The organism is Acidimicrobiia bacterium (assembly GCA_035948415.1).
In the GTDB taxonomy this organism is placed as follows: Bacteria; Actinomycetota; Acidimicrobiia; order IMCC26256; family PALSA-555; genus PALSA-555.
On the sequence record DASZJD010000054.1, the window covers coordinates 77,259 to 92,926 of the forward strand.

The 15,668-nt window shown below is 74.4% G+C and carries 16 protein-coding genes; 3 read left to right on the forward strand and 13 right to left on the reverse strand.

Features of this window, described 5'->3' with window-relative positions; all coding sequences use genetic code 11:
• Positions 1-51 precede the first annotated feature (51 nt).
• Positions 52-1,221, forward strand: coding sequence for an LLM class flavin-dependent oxidoreductase (locus VG869_07510; GenBank protein ID HEV3451036.1), 1,170 nt, complete (start codon positions 52-54; stop codon positions 1,219-1,221).
• On the forward strand, positions 1,221-2,033 hold the full coding sequence (locus VG869_07515) for an alpha/beta hydrolase (protein ID HEV3451037.1): 813 nt from the start codon (positions 1,221-1,223) through the stop codon (positions 2,031-2,033). The genes VG869_07510 and VG869_07515 overlap by 1 nt, the downstream gene beginning before the upstream one ends.
• A 19-nt stretch (positions 2,034-2,052) precedes the next feature.
• Here VG869_07515 and VG869_07520 read toward each other — a convergent pair whose 3' ends face one another.
• From VG869_07520 to VG869_07580, 13 genes are all read right to left on the reverse strand, one after another.
• Positions 2,053-3,201: a L,D-transpeptidase gene (locus VG869_07520; GenBank protein ID HEV3451038.1), complete on the reverse strand. Its 1,149-nt coding sequence runs from the start codon at positions 3,199-3,201 to the stop codon at positions 2,053-2,055.
• Between the two features lie 52 nt (positions 3,202-3,253).
• Positions 3,254-3,418, reverse strand: coding sequence for a hypothetical protein (locus VG869_07525; GenBank protein HEV3451039.1), 165 nt, complete (start codon positions 3,416-3,418; stop codon positions 3,254-3,256).
• Positions 3,419-3,565: 147 nt separating this feature from the next.
• Positions 3,566-3,802, reverse strand: coding sequence for a hypothetical protein (locus VG869_07530; protein HEV3451040.1), 237 nt, complete (start codon positions 3,800-3,802; stop codon positions 3,566-3,568).
• A 144-nt stretch (positions 3,803-3,946) separates the two neighbouring features.
• Positions 3,947-4,426, reverse strand: a complete 480-nt coding sequence (locus VG869_07535; protein ID HEV3451041.1) for an SUF system NifU family Fe-S cluster assembly protein — start codon at positions 4,424-4,426, stop codon at positions 3,947-3,949.
• Between the two features lie 11 nt (positions 4,427-4,437).
• Positions 4,438-5,670, reverse strand: coding sequence for a SufS family cysteine desulfurase (locus VG869_07540; protein ID HEV3451042.1), 1,233 nt, complete (start codon positions 5,668-5,670; stop codon positions 4,438-4,440).
• A gap of 10 nt (positions 5,671-5,680) precedes the next feature.
• Positions 5,681-6,466, reverse strand: a complete 786-nt coding sequence (gene sufC / locus VG869_07545) for a Fe-S cluster assembly ATPase SufC (GenBank protein ID HEV3451043.1) — start codon at positions 6,464-6,466, stop codon at positions 5,681-5,683.
• Positions 6,467-6,484: 18 nt separating this feature from the next.
• Positions 6,485-7,615, reverse strand: a complete 1,131-nt coding sequence (locus tag VG869_07550) for an aminotransferase class V-fold PLP-dependent enzyme (protein ID HEV3451044.1) — start codon at positions 7,613-7,615, stop codon at positions 6,485-6,487.
• Positions 7,612-8,526 carry an L-histidine N(alpha)-methyltransferase gene (gene egtD / locus VG869_07555; GenBank protein ID HEV3451045.1) on the reverse strand — a complete coding sequence of 305 codons (915 nt, stop codon included), beginning with the start codon at positions 8,524-8,526 and terminating at the stop codon, positions 7,612-7,614. Before egtD ends, VG869_07550 begins: the two co-directional genes overlap by 4 nt.
• Positions 8,527-8,629: 103 nt before the next feature.
• Positions 8,630-9,367, reverse strand: coding sequence for an ergothioneine biosynthesis protein EgtC (egtC, locus tag VG869_07560; protein ID HEV3451046.1), 738 nt, complete (start codon positions 9,365-9,367; stop codon positions 8,630-8,632).
• A complete protein-coding gene (gene egtB / locus VG869_07565) occupies positions 9,367-10,668 on the reverse strand; it encodes an ergothioneine biosynthesis protein EgtB (protein ID HEV3451047.1) in 1,302 nt (433 codons plus the stop codon). The genes egtC and egtB overlap by 1 nt, the downstream gene beginning before the upstream one ends.
• Positions 10,659-11,918: an ergothioneine biosynthesis glutamate--cysteine ligase EgtA gene (gene egtA, locus VG869_07570; GenBank protein ID HEV3451048.1), complete on the reverse strand. Its 1,260-nt coding sequence runs from the start codon at positions 11,916-11,918 to the stop codon at positions 10,659-10,661. The genes egtB and egtA overlap by 10 nt, the downstream gene beginning before the upstream one ends.
• A gap of 264 nt (positions 11,919-12,182) precedes the next feature.
• A complete protein-coding gene (locus VG869_07575; protein HEV3451049.1) occupies positions 12,183-13,319 on the reverse strand; it encodes a betaine/proline/choline family ABC transporter ATP-binding protein in 1,137 nt (378 codons plus the stop codon).
• A gap of 30 nt (positions 13,320-13,349) precedes the next feature.
• Positions 13,350-14,504: a glycosyltransferase gene (locus VG869_07580; GenBank protein HEV3451050.1), complete on the reverse strand. Its 1,155-nt coding sequence runs from the start codon at positions 14,502-14,504 to the stop codon at positions 13,350-13,352.
• On the opposite strand from VG869_07580, the gene VG869_07585 reads away from it, so the two are divergent.
• The gene (locus VG869_07585; protein ID HEV3451051.1) at positions 14,503-15,666 is read left to right on the forward strand and encodes a glycosyltransferase family 1 protein; all 1,164 of its coding nucleotides are present in this window, start codon (positions 14,503-14,505) and stop codon (positions 15,664-15,666) included. The two genes, VG869_07580 and VG869_07585, sit on opposite strands and share 2 nt — an antisense overlap.
• Positions 15,667-15,668 lie beyond the last annotated feature (2 nt).

Below are 15,668 nucleotides of genomic sequence, written 5' to 3' on the forward strand. Positions count from 1 at the left end.
GGCCTCCGGCGCGGACATTATGGTGAGCGCACCGACAGGAAGGCGCGTCGCGTGCGGTTCTTCTCGTTCCACCTCATGCCGTACCAAGGTCTCGACCCCGCCTACGAGGGCCCGGCGTGGGTCACGTGCCCGAACTCCTTGTTCGACCCGGAGAACGGCGGCCGGCTGTACAACCGCTACCTCGACGAGCTCCTGTACGCCGAGGAGCTCGGCTTCGACGGCGTCTGCGTGAACGAGCACCACCAGAACGCCTACGGCTTGATGCCGTCGCCCAACCTCATGGCCGCGATCCTGGCCCGACTCACCACGCGGATGAAGGTGGCGGTGGTCGGCAACGCCCTGCCGCTCTACGACCCGCCGACCCGCGTCGCCGAGGAGTTCGCCATGATCGACTGCATCAGCGGCGGTCGGCTCATCGCGGGCATGGTCGTCGGCGGCGGCCCCGAGTACTACTCGTTCTCGGTGAACCCGGCCTACGCCCGGGAGCGCTTCCAGGAGGCCCACGACCTGATCCTGAAGGCGTGGACGACGCCCGGCCCGTTCGAGTGGATCGGCAAGCACTTCCGGATCCGGTACGTCAACCCGTGGCCACGCCCGATCCAGCAGCCCCACCCCGAGATCTGGATCCCGGGGGCCGGGTCGGTCGAGACGATGGAGTTCGTCGCCCGTCGCCGCTACGCGTACATGGGCATCCCCTACTTCCACCTCGACGTGTTCAAGCGCACGTTCCAGATGTTCCGCGACGCCTGCGCCGCCGAGGGCTACGAGGCCGACCCGCTCCAGGCCGGCTGGCTCGTCCCCATCTACGTGGCCGAGTCCGACGCCCAGGCCCGCCGCGAGTACGAGGAGCACCTCTGGTACTTCGTGCGGCGCCTCCTCCCGGGCATCACCATCCAGCCGCCCGGGTACACGTCGGCGCGCTCGCTCGCCAACATCTTGAAGGGCGCGGGCACGTTCATGCTGAACGTCACCGACTGGGACGAGATCGTGGAGGGCCGGTACGCGATCGTCGGGTCACCCGAGACCGTCACGGAGCAGCTCGTCGAGTCCCTGTCGGCGCTCGGGACCGGCAACCTGCTCGGCCTGTTCCAGCTCGGGAGCCTCCCCGGCGACCTGACCCGGCGGAACCTCGAGCTCTTCGCCCGCGACGTGAAGCCGGCGCTCGAGCGCGAGTTCCCGCCCGGCGCGCCGGTCTACCGACGGGCGGCGGCGGCGGCGTGATGGCCCCGCTGCGCGAGGAGTTCGTCGCGGCGCCGCTCGGCAAGATCCAGGTGTTCCGCGGCGGCAGCGGACCGCCGCTCGTCTACCTCCACTCCACCGGCGGCGAGGCCCAGGGCCTGCCCCTGCTCGAGGACCTGTCCGAGCGGTTCGAGGTCGTCGCCCCGATCTTCCCCGGGTTCGGCGAGTCGGAGGGGATCGAGGAGATCGACGGGATGGACGACGCCGTCTTCCACCTCCTGGACCTGTGGGAGCTCTTGGGGCTGCGGTCCCCGAACGTGCTCGGCAGCTCGATCGGCGGCTGGATGGCCCTCGAGCTCGCCGTGCGCTACCCGGAGCGGGTGAGCCGGCTCGTGGTCGTGAACCCGGTCGGCCTGTACCTGCCCGAGGCCCCGGTCGCCGAGCTCTTCGGGCGCTCGCCGGGCGAGCTGGCGGCCATGCTGTTCGTCGACCAGTCGCACCCGGTCGCGGCGGCGATGCACCAGATGGAGGAGTTCACCGGGGACGTCGGCAAGCGGGTCGAGATCCCGATCGAGCTCGTCCTCCCGATCTGGAAGGCCCTCGGCGCGACCGCGCGCCTGGGCTGGGACCCCTACCTCCACGACCCGAAGCTCCGAGGTCGGCTGCGCCGGATCACCGCCCCGACCCTCGTCGTCGCCGGGGCGCACGACGGCCTCGTCCCGCTCGCCCACGCCGAGACGCTCGCCCGCGAGATCCCCGACGCCCGGCTGGCGGTGGTGGAGGGGGCCGCCCACTGGCTCGTCGTCGAGCGGCCCGACGAGCTCGCCGCCCTGACCCGCGACTTCCTCGCCTGAAGCCGCGCCGGCCCGGGCGCTACGCCTGGATGACGACCGGCGTCCCGAGCGGGACGAGCCGGGCGATCTGGACGGCCACCGGGCTCGGGACGCGCACGCACCCGTTCGAGAGGTCCTGACCGACCTGGTTCGGGTACGGCGTCCCGTGCACCGCGATCTGCGGCGGGCCGCCGTCGAAGCTGCCGAGCACGTTCGAGTACCCGGACAAGCCGATCGCGAAGGCGCCGTACGGTCCGTTCGGCTGCGCGGTCAGGTCGACGGGGTCGGTCACGTAGAAGACGCCCGTCGGCGTCGGGGTCTTCGGGGTGCCGATGACCGTGGCGGAGTCGACGACCGGCGTGCCGGCCTTCCGCAGCCACAGGTGGTGCTGGCTCAACGAGATCTGGATCGCGTAGTCGGTGGTGCTCGTCGTCACGTCGCTGGCGCGGACCCAGCCCTCGCTGTCGTTCGGCTGGAGCGGCAGCAGCACCTGGAGCCAGCCGATCTGGACCTTGCTGGCCAGCAGCGTGCGCGGCAGGAGGTAGTCGGTCTTCGCGGACAGGGTCTGGACCACCTTGCCGTTCGGCTGGTCGTAGACCGGCAGCGAGGAGACCCGCGTGGTGGCGATCAGCGCCAGCGGGGACGCGCTGGCGGTGGTGGTCGTCGTCGGTGGCGCCAGCCGCACGCGGTGCGCGGCCTTGGCCGCGCCGCCGCCCGAGGCGAGCACCGCACCCGCGGCGGCGCCGGCGAGGAGCACCAGCGCGCCGACCCCGGCGAGGGCCCGGCGCCGCCGTCGGCGGGCGTGACGGCGGCGGGCGCGCCGCGCCCAGGTCCGGCTCGCAGCGGCGCCGTCGATGTCGCCGGTGGCGGTGGGTTCCGACGGGTCGTCGACGGCCGGTGCCGCGCCCGCATCGACCACGGCTTCGGTCGCGTCGTCGGGGGCCTCGGGTGCGGCCGCCGGCGGGGTGATCCGATCGCGGGCGCCGGGTCGTCGGGCGAGGATCCGCGGTCGTCGCACGCGCGGCTCCGCCGCCGCGGGCGGCTCGTTGTCCGGCGTCGCGCCGGTCGCGCCGATCGATCGGGGGCCCGGCCGCGGGCGCCGTTGCGACGGGCGCAGCCACCCGTCCGGGTCGCGCGCCGAGTCGCCGGTCGGGTTCGGTTCCTCGGGATGCTCCGGCGGCTCCGCCATCGCTGGGAAGCCTAGGCAGCGTCCGGCGTTGCGGGCAGGCCGGGCCTGGTCGTCAGTTGGCCGACGGGGCTGGCGCGTCAGCGGCGAGGAGCATGAGTCGCAGGTCGAGAAGCAAGTCGGTGACCTCGGAGGCGGCGATGAGGTCGCGGCCCCGATAACTCTCGATGGCGTCGTCGATCAGGGCCGTGAACTGGTCCCTGAGCTCCTGGTCCTCCATCTCACCTCCCGCGGTTGCTGACGGGAGCAACCTAGCGCCCGCTCGTTTCATGCCCGTGACACCCCGATGAACGCTGTGACCGGCGCCACCCCCGCGGTTCCGGGGCCGCGTGGACCGGAATGTCCGAATCGGCGGCCGACCCCGGGCCTAGCGGCCCATGCCGCGGAGCCGGGCCTCGAGCCTCGTGATCCGTCGCTCCAGCCGGTCGATGGTGTCCCCGAGGGCCATGCACGTCTCCCACAGGGAGTGGACCTCGACCGCCAGGGTGTCGTGGACGCGGTGGTGGGACGCCTTCGTCGTTCCTCGGGCCGGCTCGGAGAGGCCGGCCTCCCGCAACCGCTCGTTCCGGTGGCGGCGGATCTGGATGGGGAACGGGGTCGGCATCGGCTGCTCCGGGGGTCGCGCGGCTCCCAGGCGGCGGCACAGGCCCTGTGCACCCAGGATGCAACGGGCGCCAGGATGGCAGGAACGCGGCACCCGGTGGGGGGCACGGCGCGGCCAGGTCCGGGTCCGTGAGCCGCGGCCGCCTCAGGCGGGGGCGGTCGCGGCCTCGTCGAGGCCCTGCTCGAGGGTGTTCCAGGCCAGGGTGGCGCACTTGATGCGGACGGGGAACTTCACGACCCCCTGGAGCGCCTCGAGGTCGCCGAGCCGGACGCCCTCGAGCGCGGGCTCGTCGCCGTCGCCGTCGCCCTCCAGCTTGGACTCGTGGATCGACATCAGGGCCTTGAAGGCGCGGATGAGGTGTCGGGCGTCGTCGATCGGCTGGCCGCGCACGGCGGCGCTCATCATCGACGTCGACGCCTGGCTGATCGAGCAGCCCTGCCCGCCGGTCCGCACGTCGCGCACCACGCCGTCGTCGACGTCGAGGTAGAGCACGACCTCGTCCCCGCACAGCGGGTTGAAGCCCTCCACCTTGCGGGCCGGCGGCACCGGGAGCTCGCCCCGGTTCCGCGGCGCGCGGTAGTGGTCGAGGATGATCTCCCGGTACAGGTCTTCGAGGCCGGCCATGTCCGAAGCTCCTAGATCGCGAAGAAGCGTTCGGCCGCGGCGAGCGCGTCGACGAGGACGTCGACGTCGGCCTCGTCGTTGTACACGTAGAACGACGCCCGCGTCGTGGCGGGGACGCCGAGGACGCGCATGAGCGGCTTCGCGCAGTGGTGGCCGGCCCGGACGCAGACCCCGTGCTCGTCGACGACCTGCGAGATGTCGTGGGCGTGGATGCCTTCGAACAGGAACGAGATCGTGGCCCCGCGCTGCTCGACGTCGCGCGGCCCGTAGATGGCCAGGCGGTCACCGAAGCGGTCCTCGAGGGCCCGGAGGGCGTAGCGCGTGAGCGCGACCTCGTGCTCGGCGACGGCCTCCATCCCGATGCCCTCGAGGTAGTCGATGGCGGCGCCGAGCCCGACGGCCTCGGCGATCGGCATCGTGCCGGCCTCGAACTTCCACGGGACCTCGTTCGGGGTGAACCCGTCCTTGCGCACGTCGCTGATCATCTCGCCGCCCCCGAGGAACGGCGGCATGGCGTCGAGCAGCTCGGCGCGGGCCCACAAGGCGCCGATCGCGGTCGGCCCGAGCATCTTGTGCCCGGTGATGCCGACGAAGTCCGCGCCCCACGCCTCGAGGTCGAGGCGGCGGTGCGGCGCGTACTGGGCCGCGTCGACCAGCGCCAGCGCGCCGGCGGCGTGCGCGGCCTCGGCGAGCGCGGGGACGTCGTTCATGGTGCCGAGGACGTTCGACGCCGCCGAGAAGGCGAAGAGCTTGGCCCCGTCGAGGAGTCGGTCGAGCTCCGAGGTGTCGAGACGGAACTCCGCGTTGACCGGGACCCACCGCAGCTCGATGTCCCGCTCGGCGGCGAGGATGTGCCAGGGCACGACGTTGGCGTGGTGCTCGAGCTCGGTGAGCACGATGGCGTCGCCCGGGTGCAGGTTGGCGCGCGCCCACGAGTGGGCGACGAGGTTGATGGCCTCGGTGACATTGCGGGTGAAGACGATCTCCGACGGCGTGGCGGCGTGCAGGAACCGGGCGACCCGGGAACGGGCGCCCTCGAACGCGGCGGTCGCTTCCTCGGCGATCGAGTACACGCCGCGGTGGACGTTCGCGTACGACTCGCGGTAGAGGCGGTCCATGGCGTCGAGCACGCTCACGGGCTTCTGCGAGCTCGACGCCGAGTCCAGGTACACGAGGCGCTTCCCGTGCACCTGGCGCTTCAGGATCGGGAAGTCGGCCTGGACCCGAGCGACGTCGAAGGTCATCGCCGCCACCTCACGCTGGGACCTCGACCTCGCGGCGGAAGCCGTCGAAGCCCTCGTGCTCGACCCGGTCGGCGACCTCGGGGCCGCCGGACGCGACGACACGGCCCTGCAGCAGGATGTGGACCCGGTCGGGGGTCAGGTGCTCGAGGATGCGCCGGTAGTGGGTGATGAGGAGGACGCCGAGCGACGGCCGCGCCGCCCGCACCGCGGTGATGCCGTCGGCGACGACGCGCAGCGCGTCGATGTCGAGGCCGGAATCGGTCTCGTCGAGCACGGCCACGTCGGGCTCGAGGAGCGCCATCTGGAGGATCTCGTTGCGCTTCCGCTCGCCGCCCGAGAACCCGTCGTTGAGGTAGCGATGCACGAACCGGTCGTCGGTCCCGAGGCGCTTCGTCCAGTCGAGGAGCGCCATGCGCACCTCGAGCACCGACAGGTCGTCGATGCCCTTGCGGGCCGCCATCGCCTGGCGCAGGAAGTTCAGGACGCTGACCCCCGGGATCGCCTCGGGGTGCTGGAAGCCGAGGAACAGTCCCCGGGCCGCCCGCTCCGCGGTCGGGAGGGCGGTGATGTCCTCGCCGGCGAGGCGGATCCGGCCCCCGGTCACCTGGTAGCCGGGGTCGGCGAGCAGGGTCTTGGCCAGCGTCGACTTGCCGGAGCCGTTCGGGCCCATGAGGGCGTGCAGCTCGCCGGGCCCGACCGAGAGGGAGACGCCGCGCAGGATCTCGTGGCCGTCCACGGCCACGTGCAGGTCCTCCACGTCGAGGGCGGCCCTCGCCGCCGCCGGAGCGGCGCTCATCGCGCCAGCATATTCTCACTATCGCCGTAGTGAAAACTCCAGGCGGCCGAGGTCGTCGGCGTCGCAGTAGGCGTGGAGCGACACCCGCAGGACCGGGGCGCCGAGCGCCGCGGGCGCTCGCGCCACCGGGATCGCCGTCGTGGCGAGGCCCTGGCCGAGGAGCGCCACCGCCACCGCCACCGGGTCCTGGCGGGGGTGGGCGAGCGTGACGATCCCCGAGGGCTCCTCGACCGGCTCCTGGACCCGCCAGCCCCCGATCCCGTCGAGGCGGGCCCGGGCCAGGGCGCCGAGCGCGGCCACCCGGCCCGTCACCGCATCGACCCCGGCGGCGGCGAGCTCGTCGAGCGCCACGGCCAGGCCCACCCGGGCCGCGACCGACGATTCGCTCGTGGCCAGGCCCGCCACGCCGCCGCCGGCCCCGGCCAGGCTCGGCGCCTCGGGCGTGAGGGCGGGGGCGACGGCGGGGCCGGCGGCGAGCCAGCCGGTGCCGCGCGGGCCCCGCAGCCACTTCCGGGCCGTGCCCACGTACCCGTCGGCCCCGACCCCGGTCAGCGGCACCTGGCCCGCGGCCTGCGCGACGTCGAGGAGCACCGGGACGCCGGCGCGGTGGGCGAGCGCGACGGCCTCGGCGGCGGGCTGCACGGTGCCGCGGTGGCTGGCGACGACCGGGAAGGTGACGAGGTCGACGTCGCGCAGGCACCGGTCGAGCCCCTCGAGGCACAGGCGCCCGTCCGCGTCCGCGGGGAGCGGCACCAGCTCGTAGCCGCGGCGCGCCGCGAGGGCCCGCAGCGCCAGCCGGTTGCTCTCGTACTCGCCGCCGAAGATGGCGATCCGCGCCGACGGCGGCAGCGGCCACGCTGCGACCAGCGTCGCGAAGGCGACCGTCGCGTTGGCGCTCAGCGCCACCGCGTCGGCGGCCACCGCCACGAGGTCGCCGAGCCGCGCCCGGGCCCGGGCGAGCGGCGCCGCCGCCTCGGCCTCAGCCGCGTAGCCGCCGACCGCGGCCTCGCGTCGGAGATGAGCCACGGTGGCGTCGAGCACCGCGCGCGAGGGGCAGGCGCAACCGGCGGCGTCCAGCGGGACGACCTCGTGGTCGGCGAGCGCGGCGCGCCACGCCGCGCCGACGTCGGCCGCCGGGAGGATGGTCACGACGGCGTGGCGAGCGAGACCCCGAAGTCACCCGCCGGGTCCGTCCACCACCGACGGAGGGTGAGCCCGGCGGCGTCGAGCTCCGCCTCGACGCCTGGACGTGTGAACTTGGCGCTGATCTCCGTCCGCAGCTCCTCCCCGGCCTCGAAGTCGACGGCGAGTCCGATCCCCGCGACGCGCACGGCGTGCGCCTCTCGGGCGCGCAAGCGCATCTCGATCCACGCCGGCTCGGGCTCCCACACCGCGACGTGCTCGAAGCGCTCGGGCACGAAGTCGGCGTCGAGGGCGCGGTTCACCACCCGCAGCACGTTGCGGTTGAACGCGGCGGTGACGCCGGCGCGGTCGTCGTAGGCGGCCTGCAGCCGGCGCGGCTCCTTCACCAGGTCGGTGCCGAGCAGGAGGGCGTCGTCGGGGCCGAGGCCCGCCGCCAGCTCGGCGAGGAACGCGGCGCGTGGCGCCGGCGCCAGATTGCCGATGGTGCCGCCCAGGAAGGCGACGAGGCGCCGCCCCCCGCCGGGCAGCCGGCCGAGGTGGTGCTCGAAGTCGCCGACGACGGCGTGCACCGGGATCCCGTACTCGCGGGAGATCGCAGTCGCCGCGCCGCGGAGGGTCGCCTCGCTGACGTCGAACGGGGCGAAGCGGCGCAGCGTGCCCGCCTCGGCGAGCGCGTCGAGGAGCAGACGGGTCTTGTCCGACGTCCCCGACCCGAGCTCGACGAGGGTGTCCGCACCCGTCTCGCGGGCGACGTCGGCGGCCCGAGCGGCCAGGACGGCGCGCTCGGCCCGGGTCGGGTAGTACTCGGGGAGGCGCGTGATCGCGTCGAAGAGCTCGGAGCCGCGGTCGTCGTAGAACCACTTCGGCGGGAGCTCCTTCGGTGCCGCGCTCAGGCCGGCGCGGACGTCAGCCGCCAGCGCCTCGGCGAGGGTGGCGGGCGTCACGTGCACGTCCACGCGCACGGGGGCGGCGTCGGTGGTCACCATGGGGTCCTCGCAGTCGGGAGGTCTCGGGCCGGGGTCAGAGCCGGGCGCGGACGGCGGCACCGCCCGCGTCGGCGCCGACGAGGCTGCGGTCGGGGACGGGGGTCCAGCGCTGGTCGTCGTCGAGGGGCTCAGAGGCGACCACGACCGACTGGTCCCCCTCAAGCGTGAACAGCGAGTTGCCGTAGGCGCTCGCGGCGAGGGCGCGGCCGTCGGTCAGCAGCACGTTCAAGCGTCCGGTGGCGCGGGCGCCGACCGTCGCCACCACCGTGGCCAGCGCGTCCTCCGGCGAGGCGCCGGCGTCGAGGACGTCGAGCGCGAGCGCGAACAGGGTCTCGCTGTCGGTGACGCCCTCGATCCCCGTCGCGCGCCGGCGTGAGACCCGCCCGCGCAGCCCGTCGCCGACCCCGGCGTGCCAGCCGTCGACGACGCCGTTCAGCGACCACGCGTACCGCTCGGCGACGAAGGGCGCGTTGCCGGTCGTGTCGACGGGCGAGCCGGGGGAGGCCAGCCGCACCGCAGCGACGAACGCGGTCGCTTCCACCTCGGCCAGTTCCGACAGCTGCGGGTCGTTCCAGATCGGGGTGGCGGTGCGGTAGCGGCGGGGCTCGGGGTGGTCGGGCGAGTACCAGGCCACGCCGAAGCCGTCGGGGTTCGCCGACCCGCTGGTCTGCAGCCGCGGGCGGCGGGCCTGCTCGATGAGCGAGTGCGGCTCGTCGACGAGCAGGCGGCCGAGGCGGATCGGCGGGCCGAGGTAGGCGAGGTGGCGGCACATCAGGCGTCGCGCGCGCAGCGGAAGCCGCAGAAGATCTGGCGGCGGATCGGGTAGTCCCAGTTGCGGAACGTGGCCCGACACGCGGTCGGGTGCGTGGCCCACGAGCCGCCCCGCAGGACGCGGTACTCGTCGCCGAAGAAGACCTCGGAGTACTCGCGGTAGGGGAAGGCGGCGAAGCCCGGGTAGCCGTCGAAGGTCGAGGCCGTCCACTCCCAGACGTGGCCGACCATCGCCAGGGCGCCGTGCGGGCTCGCCCCGGCGGGGTGGGCGCCGACCGCCGCCGGGCCGAGGCCGCGGCGCCCGAGGCAGGCGCGCGCGGGGGTGGGGTCCTCGTCGCCCCACGGGTAGCGCCGCTTCGTGCCGTCGCCCGTCCACGAGGCCGCGTACTCCCATTCGGCCTCGGTCGGGAGACGCTTGCCCGCCCATCGGGCGAACGCGTCGGCCTCGTGCCAGCACACGTGCTGCACCGGCTCGTCGGGCGGCAGCTCGATCTGGCGGCCGAAGCGGCGCAGGCTCCACGATCCCTCGCCCTCCCGGCGCCAGCCGAGGGGGTGCGCGAGGCCCGATTCCTGGCGCCAGGCCCACCCGGCCGCCGACCAGAGCCGCTCGTCGTCGTAGCCGCCGCCGTCGACGAAGGCGCGGTAGCCCCGGGTCGTCACCGGCGTGACGTCGATCTGGAACGGGGCCACGTCGACGAGGTGCGCCGGGCGCTCGTTGTCGTAGGCCCACGCCTCGGTGTCGGTCCCGAGGCGGACGGTCCCAGCGGGCAGGCTCACCTCGGCGTCGTCCGACCCCCGCCCGCGCCCGGGCGCATCGTCGAGGTGCTCGGCCGCCGCGGCCTCGGTGTACGGGCGGTCGAGGAGCGCGATGGTGGCGAGCATCGTCTCCTGGTGCTGGTGCTCGTGCTGGATCACCATGCCGTAGACGAACCCGTCCCGGCGGAGCGGGCCGTCGTCGAAGTCGACGTCGGGCAGGGCGTCGAGCACCCGGCTCCGGACGTCGTCGACGTAGGCGCGCGCGCCGGCGGGGTCCAGGATCGGCAGGGTGGCCCGCTCGCGACGCGGGTGCTGGAAGGCGTCGTAGAGGTCGTCGTACCGGGGGTCGGTGGGCGAGCCGCCGACCAGCGTCCGCAGCAGCCACAGCTCCTCGTAGTGCCCGATGTGGGCGAGGTCCCAGCACAGCGGCGACATCAGCGGCGAGACCTGGCGGGCCAGGTCGTCGTCGTCGATCGGGGCCAGCAGCGACCGGGTGCGGTCTCGTGCGTGCTCCAGCTGCGCCGCGGCCCGTGCCTTCACGTCCATGCGACGCCGCCGTCGGGCTCGGGCACGAGGGTCCCGTCGCGCGCCCACGCGTCGAGGAGGTCGTCCGCCGGGCAGCGGCCCCGCGCGACGAAGCGGTCCACGAACTCGGCGGTGGCGTCGAGGGTGGCCTGGTCGGCGCCGCTTGCGGCGAGCGCCTCGGCGCTGGCCTCGAAGCAGACGGCGGCCGCGTCGCGCAGCCCGGGGTCGGCGAGCCCGTGTCGGGCCGCGTCCCGCCAGCGGCCCCGGACCGACGCCGTCGCGGCGGCCACGCGGTCCCCGAGCTCGGGCCCGGCGAGCAGGAGCGCCGACACGCCGATGGCGACCCGCCACCACGGGTCCGGGAGCGCGTCGATCATCCGCAGCTCCAGCCAGCGGCGCGGGCGCACGGGCGGGAACAGGGTCGTCAGGTGGTACTCGAGGTCGTCGGCGGTGGGCCATCCGAGCGGGTGCCCACCGGCGATCCAGGTCGAGAAGGCGAGCGACTCGCGCAGGGCCCGGTGCTCGTGCTCGGAGCGGCGGACCAGCATCACCCGGGCCGCGAGCGCGTAGTCGGCCCAGGAGCGGGGGCCGGACGCGGCGGTCGCCACCGGGGCGCTCCGCCCGGGGTCGACGTCGAACCAGACCGCCAGGCGCGTCGAGCGCCAGCCCGTCGGCCCGCCCCGCGCTAGCGGGGAGTTCGCGAAGGCGGCGGCGAGCACCGGCCCGAGGTCGTGCGCCAGCCGCCAGCGGCGCTCGGCCTCCGCCGGCGGGCCGAGGTCGACGTTCACCTGGATGGCGGCGGTGCTGCGCATCATGGTGCGCCCGGCGTCGCCGTCGGCGTCGAAGTAGGCCTCCATGGCGTCGTAGCGGGGGGTGCGCAGGACCCGGTCTCTCGCCGGCCCCGGGGCGAGGCCGACCGCGAGGAGGGCCACGCCGGCCTCGCCGAGGGCGCGCCCCAACTCGAAGGAGTCGCGACGCAGCGGTTCGCAGGCGTCGAGGCCGGGAAGCGCCGGGGAGCTGAGCTCGACCTGGCCGCCGGGCTCGAAGCTGACGATGCTCGCACCCGGCAGGCGACCGAGCGCCTCGACGGCGTGCCGGACGGTGTCGAACGCGGCCGGGCGCTCGGGGTCGTCGATCCGGACGGCGAGCCACTCGAGTTCGATCCCGATCCGGCCGGCGCCGTTCGGCGCCGCCGTCGGGCTCCCGAACCCGCAGGCGCCGACGATCCGTCGGGCCTCGGGCTCGGTCAGGACCGGCTGGGGGGCGGGCACGGCTACCGGTGCCCGAAGTGGGCGGCGACCCAGTCCACGTCTCGGACCGAGCCCAGGTACAGGTGCCGCGTCAAGGCGTCTCGCATCGCGGTCTCCTTTCGTTCATCTTCCGTTCATCTCGTTGGGGGCCGGGGGCTACAGCCGATCCGGCCGGCGCGGGGGCGGCCCGGACCGGCGGGGGGGCGCCGGCGCTCCTGGCGCCAGGCGCGATGAGGCACGGGTGGGGGCGGGCGATGGATGGTCGGGGGGCCGGTCGGGTCGAGGTTACGTCGCGCCCGACAGGGTGGAGGTCGCGTCGGCGGTGTCGAGCGAGCGCCGCAGCGTCCGGTAGACCGATTCGGGGGTCAGGACCCCGAGGAACCGGTCGCCGTCGAGCACCGCGACCCACCCCACGTCGGTGAGCAGCATCGCCGACAGCGCCTCCTCGAGGGGGGCGTCGATGGCGACCCACGCCTCGAGCCGCTCGACGTGGGGGCCCACCGGCCCCTCGCCGCCGGCGTCCGCCTTCGGGACGTGGCCCAACAGCCGGCCGTCGGGGTCGACCACCGCGACCCAGTCGCCGCCGCTCCGGTCGATGGCGGCGCGAGCCTCGGCCAGCGACGAGGTGGGCAGGAGTGTCGGCGGGTGCTCGAGCACCGTGGGCTCGATGGCGGTGACCCGGAGCCGCTTCAGGCCGCGGTCGGTGCCCACGAAGTCGGCGACGAACGGCGTCGCGGGGCTGCCGAGCACCTCCGCCGGCGTGTCGTACTGGGCCAGGATGCCGCCGACGTTGAGGATGGCGATGCGGTCGCCCATCTTCACCGCCTCTTCGATGTCGTGGGTGACGAACACGACGGTCTTGCGCAGCTCGGCCTGCAGCCCGAGGAACTCGTCTTGGAGCCGCACCCGGGTCACGGGGTCGATGGCGCCGAACGGCTCGTCCATGAGGAGCACCGGCGGGTCCGCGGCCAGGGCGCGAGCCACGCCGACCCGCTGGCGCTGCCCGCCCGACAGCTGCGCCGGGTACCGATCCCGGAAGTCCCCGGGGTCGAGACCGACGAGCGTCAGCAGCTCGTCGACCCGCCGAGCGATCCGGTCGTGCTTCCAGCCGAGCAGCCGCGGCACCGTCCCCACGTTCGTGCCGACCGTCTGGTGGGGGAACAGCCCGACCTGCTGGATGACGTAGCCCATGCGCCGCCGCAGCTCGACCGGGTCGGCCCGGGTGACGTCCTCGTCGTCGAGGTAGATGTGACCGGACGTCGGTTCGATGAGTCGGTTGATCATCTTCAGCGTCGTCGTCTTCCCGCACCCGGACGGCCCGATGAGCACGCAGGTCTCACCCTCTCGGACCTCGATCGACAGCGTGTGCACCGCGACGAACCCGTTCGGGAACCGCTTGGTCACGGAATCGAGCCGGATCATGCTGTGAGCCTCCGGGGCGGTTCGGGGAGGCTACCCGACACGTCCGCGCGCGCTCGCGGTCCGGCCGTCGACGACGGACCGGAAGATGGCCGCGAAGCGCTCGGGCTCCGGTGCGCGACGCGGCTGACGCGCGGCGCGGTGAGCGGTGCTCGTCGTCGGCTGCTCGTCGAGGGCGGCGACGATGGTGCGCGCCATCGCGGTCGCGTCACGGACCGGCACGAGGTGGCCGCTGCCCGGCCGGGCGTCGTCGAGGATCTCCCGCGGGCCGCCGGCGTCGGTGGCGACGACGCGGACCCCGCTCATCAGGGCCTCGACGAGGACGAGCCCGTACGGCTCGGGCTCGGTCGACGGGAGCACGAAGAGGTCGACGTCGGCGAGCAGCTCCGGAATGTCGTCGCGCGGGCCGACCCAGTGCGCCCCCGTCGTCTCGGCGGCGCGCGCCCCGAGCTCTGTGTGCAGCGCCTCCTTGCCCCGGACCGTCCCCCCGGCGATGACCAGCTGGACGTCGTCCCGCGCCGCGCGTACGAGGGTGAAGGCGTCGAGCAGCACGTCGAAGCCCTTCCAGGTGTCGACGCGGCCGGCGGCGCCGACGAGGAAGACGTCGTCGGGGATGCCGACTCGGGCTCGGAAGTGCCCGGCGCGCGAGGGATGGAACTCGCCGGGGTCCGGCGTCTCGTGCACGACGGTGACGTCGACACCGGGCAGCTGGTCGGCGATGGCGTGCGACATCGACAAGACCCGAGCCGAGAACCGGGCGATCAGGAACCGCTCCAGGGCGAGCGCAGCCCGCGACTGCACCACGATCTCGCGGCCGTGCCAGACGTGCGGCCGGCGCGCGATCGCCGCCGCCGCCCAGCCGTACCAGGAATGGAACGAGTTCGTGTGCACGACGTCGACGTCGATCCGGCGGAACAGCGCCACGAGCCGTCCGACCGTCAGCGGCCACGCCAGCGCGTACGCGACCCAGTCGACGAGGCGATGGCTGCCGGAGATTCGTCGCATGGGCACGACGTGCACGGACACGCCGGCGGCGTCGAGTTCGCTCCGCAGCGGCGGCTCGCTCGGGACGACCATGTGGCACTCGAACTCGTCCCGTGGCAGGCTGCACAGCATCCGCAGCAACGCCTGATCCGACCCGCCGCGCTCGGCGTGGGGTTGGATCGAGCACAGCCGGATCTTCCGCATGCGCGTCGCCCTCAACCTCGAGCAGTTGCTGTATTCGCCCCCGGGCGGCATCGGCCGGTACGCGGCAGAGCTGGCACGACGGCTGCCGGGGCCAGATCCCGACGACGGCGAGCGTACCGAGGTGGTGGCGTTCGTAGCCCGCCACCGGCGGACACGCATCGCCGACGCGCTGGCCCGGTTCGAGCTCGACACGATCGACCCGGTGTCGCTGTGGCTGCCCCGGCCGGTGCTCTACGACACCTGGAACCTCCTCGGGCTGCCGCGGCTCAGCCTGCTGCACGCCGAGCTCCGCGGCGTCGACCTCGTCCACGCGCCGTCGCTGGCGGTGCCGCCGCGAGCGGGGCGGGCGCCGCTCGTCGTGACGGCCCACGACGCCGCCGCCCTCCTGTTCCCGGAGACGTACCCGTGGCGCGGCCGGTGGTTCCACCGCCGCGGCCTCGACGCCGCGGCCCGCCGCGCCGACCTCGTGATCACGCCGACGCGCGCGGCCGCCGACGAACTCGTCCGCCTCACGAAGATCCGGGCCGAGCGGATCCGCGTCGTTCCCCACGGGGTCAACCTGGCCCAGCCCGACGCTCCGGCCGTCGACGCCGCGCGCGCTGCCCTCGGCCTCGACGGGGTGCCGTACGTGCTGTGGGTCGGGACGATCGAGCCGCGGAAGAACCTCCCGCTGCTCCTCGACGCGTTCGCGGCCGTGGTCCAGGCCGGGCTCCCGCACCGGCTGGTCGTCGTCGGCCCGTCGGGGTGGCGAGGCGGAGCCCGAGTCACCGCGGACTCGACCCTGGGGGAGCGGCTGGTCGCGATCAGCCGGCGGGTGCGCGGCACCAGGCTCGCGGCCCTCTACCGCGGCGCGTCGCTGCTGGCATTCCCGAGCCTCCACGAGGGCTTCGGCCTCCCGCTGCTGGAGGCGATGGCCCAGGAGACCGCCATCCTGTGCTCGGACGTCCCCGTCATGCACGAGGTCGCCGGCGACGCGGCCCAGTACGTGTCCGCGACCGACGTCGGGGCGTGGCGTGACGCCCTGGTGTCGCTGCTCGACGACGACGCCACGCGCCAGGCGCTCGCCGCCGCCGGCCGTCGTCGGGCCGGCGGGTTCACCTGGGACCGGTGCATCGACCGGACGCGCGCCGTCTACCGGGAGCTGCTCGGTCGGCCTCGGTAGCA

Bases quoted from the DNA above. Each gene is read 5' to 3' on its own strand.
- VG869_07515 (HEV3451037.1), top strand. From the start codon at position 1,221: ATGGCCCCGCTGCGCGAGGAGTTCGTCGCGGCGCCGCTCGGCAAGATC.
- VG869_07585 (HEV3451051.1), top strand. From the start codon at position 14,503: ATGCGCGTCGCCCTCAACCTCGAGCAGTTGCTGTATTCGCCCCCGGGC.
- egtB (HEV3451047.1), bottom strand. From the start codon at position 10,668: ATGGACGTGAAGGCACGGGCCGCGGCGCAGCTGGAGCACGCACGAGAC.
- VG869_07520 (HEV3451038.1), bottom strand. From the start codon at position 3,201: ATGGCGGAGCCGCCGGAGCATCCCGAGGAACCGAACCCGACCGGCGAC.
- sufC (HEV3451043.1), bottom strand. From the start codon at position 6,466: ATGAGCGCCGCTCCGGCGGCGGCGAGGGCCGCCCTCGACGTGGAGGAC.
- VG869_07525 (HEV3451039.1), bottom strand. From the start codon at position 3,418: ATGGAGGACCAGGAGCTCAGGGACCAGTTCACGGCCCTGATCGACGAC.
- VG869_07530 (HEV3451040.1), bottom strand. From the start codon at position 3,802: ATGCCGACCCCGTTCCCCATCCAGATCCGCCGCCACCGGAACGAGCGG.
- VG869_07575 (HEV3451049.1), bottom strand. From the start codon at position 13,319: ATGATCCGGCTCGATTCCGTGACCAAGCGGTTCCCGAACGGGTTCGTC.
- egtC (HEV3451046.1), bottom strand. From the start codon at position 9,367: ATGTGCCGCCACCTCGCCTACCTCGGCCCGCCGATCCGCCTCGGCCGC.
- VG869_07535 (HEV3451041.1), bottom strand. From the start codon at position 4,426: ATGGCCGGCCTCGAAGACCTGTACCGGGAGATCATCCTCGACCACTAC.
- VG869_07580 (HEV3451050.1), bottom strand. From the start codon at position 14,504: ATGCGGAAGATCCGGCTGTGCTCGATCCAACCCCACGCCGAGCGCGGC.
- VG869_07540 (HEV3451042.1), bottom strand. From the start codon at position 5,670: ATGACCTTCGACGTCGCTCGGGTCCAGGCCGACTTCCCGATCCTGAAG.